This window comes from Polynucleobacter sp. 39-46-10 (assembly GCF_002282275.1).
Genome location: NZ_NCJB01000218.1, coordinates 1 through 4,090, shown reverse-complemented (window position 1 = coordinate 4,090; position 4,090 = coordinate 1). Strand labels below are relative to the sequence as shown.

The 4,090-nt window shown below is 39.6% G+C and carries 7 protein-coding genes and 1 pseudogene; all 8 read right to left on the bottom strand.

Annotated features, from left to right (window positions below):
- Window positions 1-209: 209 nt before the first annotated feature.
- A complete protein-coding gene (gene rplQ, locus B7X71_RS13000; protein WP_047552564.1) occupies window positions 210-599 on the bottom strand; it encodes a 50S ribosomal protein L17 in 390 nt (129 codons plus the stop codon).
- Between the two features lie 42 nt (window positions 600-641).
- Window positions 642-1,628, bottom strand: a complete 987-nt coding sequence (gene rpoA / locus B7X71_RS12995; RefSeq protein WP_293600960.1) for a DNA-directed RNA polymerase subunit alpha — start codon at window positions 1,626-1,628, stop codon at window positions 642-644.
- Window positions 1,629-1,728: 100 nt separating this feature from the next.
- A complete protein-coding gene (gene rpsD, locus B7X71_RS12990; RefSeq protein ID WP_293600959.1) occupies window positions 1,729-2,358 on the bottom strand; it encodes a 30S ribosomal protein S4 in 630 nt (209 codons plus the stop codon).
- Between the two features lie 26 nt (window positions 2,359-2,384).
- A complete protein-coding gene (gene rpsK / locus B7X71_RS12985) occupies window positions 2,385-2,774 on the bottom strand; it encodes a 30S ribosomal protein S11 (protein ID WP_020166857.1) in 390 nt (129 codons plus the stop codon).
- Between the two features lie 62 nt (window positions 2,775-2,836).
- Window positions 2,837-3,199, bottom strand: a complete 363-nt coding sequence (gene rpsM, locus B7X71_RS12980) for a 30S ribosomal protein S13 (RefSeq protein WP_293600958.1) — start codon at window positions 3,197-3,199, stop codon at window positions 2,837-2,839.
- A gap of 173 nt (window positions 3,200-3,372) precedes the next feature.
- Window positions 3,373-3,486, bottom strand: coding sequence for a 50S ribosomal protein L36 (gene rpmJ, locus B7X71_RS12975; RefSeq protein ID WP_013147060.1), 114 nt, complete (start codon window positions 3,484-3,486; stop codon window positions 3,373-3,375).
- Window positions 3,487-3,532: 46 nt separating this feature from the next.
- Entirely contained in the window at window positions 3,533-3,751 is a 219-nt protein-coding gene (gene infA, locus B7X71_RS12970; RefSeq protein WP_015831316.1) for a translation initiation factor IF-1, read from the bottom strand.
- A gap of 12 nt (window positions 3,752-3,763) precedes the next feature.
- Window positions 3,764-4,090 (bottom strand): annotated as a pseudogene (gene secY, locus B7X71_RS12965) (preprotein translocase subunit SecY); the annotation flags it as partial.

Genomic DNA, 4,090 nt, shown 5'->3' with positions numbered 1-4,090 from the left:
AGCAGATGATACCTTGATGGAAAGGTATGGGAAAAGCATTCCCGTTGTTAAACATTGTGATAATGGTTCAGAGTTAAATTGGCCATTTAACAGACTAGACCTCATCGAGTTTATATCTTCAAATCTACACACAATCAATCATGCATAAAGCTTGTTTAAAAATCAAAAGGCCAGCATATAGCTGGCCTTTTTTGTAACCTAAGTAACTATTACTCAGCTACAACAGCTTCAGCTGATGTGTCAGGACGATCCACTAACTCAACTAATGCCATAGGTGCATTATCACCGTTACGGAAACCACATTTCAAAATGCGCAAATAACCACCATTACGTGCATTGTAGCGTGGGCCGAGTTCACCAAACAATTTACCAACAATGTCACGGTCACGTAAGCGATCAAATGCCAAACGACGGTTTGCCAAAGTTGCAGTTTTACCTAAAGTGATTAAAGGCTCTGCGAATTTACGCAACTCTTTTGCTTTTGGCAAAGTAGTTTTAATGATTTCATGGCGCAACAATGACGCTGTCATGTTACGGAACATCGCTGCACGATGGCTGCTAGTACGATTTAATTTACGATTGCTATTACCGTGACGCATAGTAATTCCTTAAGGTATCTATAACTTCAATATCAAGCTTAATTAAGCTTTTTCCAAACCAACTGGTGGCCAATTCTCTAGCTTCATGCCTAATGTTAAGCCACGAGTTGCCAGAACATCTTTAATCTCATTCAGTGATTTACGACCGAGGTTAGGTGCTTTTAAAAGCTCATTCTCAGTACGTTGAATCAAATCACCAATGTAGAATATATTTTCTGCTTTTAAGCAGTTTGCTGAACGTACAGTTAGCTCTAAATCATCGACTGGACGCAATAGAACTGGGTCAACTTGTGGAGCTGATTTAACTTCAACTTCACTAGGCGCACCTTCAAGATCAGCAAACACTGACAGTTGACCCATCAGAATACGTGCCGCGTCGCGAATTGCCTGCTCAGGTTCAATTACACCGTTTGTTTCAACATCCATTACCAACTTGTCTAAGTCAGTGCGTTGTTCAACACGCGCACTATCAACATAGTAGCTAACCTTGTTAATTGGGCTAAATGATGCATCAACCATGATAAAGCCTAATACACGGTCTTCATCATTCGCTTTTTGACGCACAGGCACAGGTTGATAACCACGACCCATTTCAACTTTAACTTCCAAATTCAACTTACCACCCTTAGTAAGATGGGCGATTACATGATTAGGATTTACGATTTCAGCATCATGACCTGTTTCGAAGTCACCTGCAGTCACAACACCTTCAACTGATTTATTCAGCGTCAGGATTGTTTCTGATTTTGCATTTAATTTTAACGCAACACCTTTAAGGTTCAATAAGATATCAACAACATCTTCTTGCACACCATCTAAAGTTGAATACTCATGTACAACACCATCAATTTTAACTTCTGTAATTGCGAAGCCAGGAATAGATGAAAGTAAAACACGACGTAATGCATTACCCAGAGTGTAACCAAAACCACGCTCCATAGGTTCAAGCGTTACACGTGCGCGTAGTGGAGACAAAACCTCAACATCTACTACACGTGGTTTTAAATACTCGGTAGGACTGTTTTGCATAGTTATACCTTTAATTTTTTAATTATTTATAGAACGTAGCTCTATAAAAGCTAAGTTAGCAAACCATAATGATTTGCTAACTATGCGATTTAAATCTTAATTACTTAGAGTAAAGCTCAACTACCAATGATTCATTGATTGTTGGTGGCAACTCATCACGCTGTGGTTTAGCTTTGAAAGTACCTTTCAGAGCTTTCACATCAACTTCTAACCATTCTGGGAAACCACGTTGTTCAGCAGCTTCCAATGCGCCTTTAATACGCAATTGTGTTTTTGAAGCTTCAGCAACACTGATTACATCACCAGCTTTTACTTGATATGAAGGAATGTTGACACGTTTACCATTTACCAAAATGCTGTTATGACGAACAATTTGACGCGCTTCTGTACGTGAACCGCCCAAACCCATTCTGTAAGTAACGTTATCTAAACGGCACTCAAGCAATTGGAGTAAGTTTTCACCAGTAATACCTTTTTTACGGTCAGCTTCAGCGTAGTAGCTACGGAACTGAGCTTCAAGTACACCGTAGATACGACGAACTTTTTGTTTCTCACGTAATTGAACGCCGTAATCAGAAAGACGTTGATTTCTACGTTGGCCATGTTGACCAGGTGGGAAGTTACGTTTTTCAATAGCACATTTGTCTGTGAAGCATTTTTCTGCTTTCAAAAACAATTTTTCGCCTTCACGACGGCACTGACGGCATTTAGGATCTAAATTTCTAGCCAAGATAGTTCTCCAGTAATCTTTTTCGCTTAGATGCGACGTTTTTTAGGTGGACGGCAACCGTTGTGCGGCACTGGCGTCACATCAGTAATGCTGGTAATTTTAAAACCAGCTGCATTAAGTGCGCGTACTGCAGATTCACGACCTGGACCTGGGCCTTTAATACGCACTTCTAAATTCTTTACACCGCTCTCTTGTGCTGATTTACCAGCAACTTCTGCAGCAACTTGCGCAGCAAAAGGAGTACTTTTACGTGAACCTTTAAAACCTTGGCCACCTGAAGTCGCCCAAGACAAAGCATTGCCTTGACGGTCTGTAATGGTGATGATGGTATTGTTAAAAGATGCATGCACGTGAGCAATGCCCTCTGCAATATTCTTTTTAACTTTCTTTCTTACGCGTACATTAGCTTTTGCCATGTTGCATTTTCCTTACCGATAAATCTTACAAAAATTTTTTAAACAATCTTAAGCCTAAGAACTTATTTAGATTGTTTAATCGCTTTAACTGGACCCTTACGTGTACGGGCATTTGTTTTCGTACGTTGACCACGCACAGGCAGACCGCGACGGTGACGAATGCCACGATAGCATCCCAAATCCATCAAGCGTTTGATGTTCATTGAAACTTCACGACGCAGGTCACCTTCAACTTTGAATTTACCTACTTCGTCACGCAATTTTTCAACGTCTGCGTCGTTCAAATCTTTGATTTTTGCAGTAGGCAATACACCAGCTGCTGCACAGATTTTTTGTGCTGTATTACGACCAATACCGTAAATCGCAGTTAATGCAATTTCCGTGTGTTTATTATTCGGGATATTTACCCCTGCAATACGCGCCATACTTTACTCCAAATTAGGCTTACCAAAATTGCTTGCTTCAAAAAAGCCGGCAATTCTAACAGGAAAACCATTTTTTATCAATTAGCTAATCTTCTGATCAATATAATTATTGACCAACTTAAATTAGTATCTAGCCTAAGCTATTACCAATTTGGGTTAATTAAATGAATCAATTAACCTTGACGTTGTTTATGACGTGGATCTGTACAAATAATACGCACAACACCACGACGACGCACAACTTTACAATTACGGCATAAAGCCTTTACTGATGCACGAACTCTCATATTTCACTCCAATACTTCTAAAACTGTATGCAAAACACTTAATAGTTTATTTCGCGCGGAAAGTAATTCTTGCACGAGATAAATCATACGGTGTCATCTCAACGGTGACTTTATCACCAGGTAAAATACGAATGTAATGCATACGCATTTTCCCAGAAATATAGCCTAGCACCACATGGCCATTTTCTAACTTTACTCTAAAGGTCGCATTGGGGAGATTCTCTAGAATCTCACCTTGCATTTCAATTCTATCTTCCTTAGCCATTCTTAAAACTAATTAGCGCCCTAGCGCATTACCTTTAAAATTAGCTTTTCTAAGCAACCCCTCGTATTGATGCGACATCAGATGGGATTGCACTTGCGTCATAAAGTCCATAGTGACAACTACAATAATCAGCAAAGAAGTACCACCAAAGTAAAATGGTGTATTAAATTTCAAAATCAAAAACTCAGGTAATAAACAAACCAAGGTGATATAAGCCGCACCAACCAAAGTCAATCTACCCATAATACGATCAATATATTTTGCTGTTTGATCACCTGGGCGAATACCAGGAATAAACGCACCGCTTTTTTTCAAGTTATCAGCTGTATCTTTAGGGTT

Coding starts and splice junctions, on each gene's coding strand:
- rplQ (WP_047552564.1), bottom strand. CDS start 599: ATGCGTCACGGTAATAGCAATCGTAAATTAAATCGTACTAGCAGCCAT.
- rpoA (WP_293600960.1), bottom strand. CDS start 1,628: ATGCAAAACAGTCCTACCGAGTATTTAAAACCACGTGTAGTAGATGTT.
- rpsK (WP_020166857.1), bottom strand. CDS start 2,774: ATGGCAAAAGCTAATGTACGCGTAAGAAAGAAAGTTAAAAAGAATATT.
- rpsM (WP_293600958.1), bottom strand. CDS start 3,199: ATGGCGCGTATTGCAGGGGTAAATATCCCGAATAATAAACACACGGAA.
- rpmJ (WP_013147060.1), bottom strand. CDS start 3,486: ATGAGAGTTCGTGCATCAGTAAAGGCTTTATGCCGTAATTGTAAAGTT.
- infA (WP_015831316.1), bottom strand. CDS start 3,751: ATGGCTAAGGAAGATAGAATTGAAATGCAAGGTGAGATTCTAGAGAAT.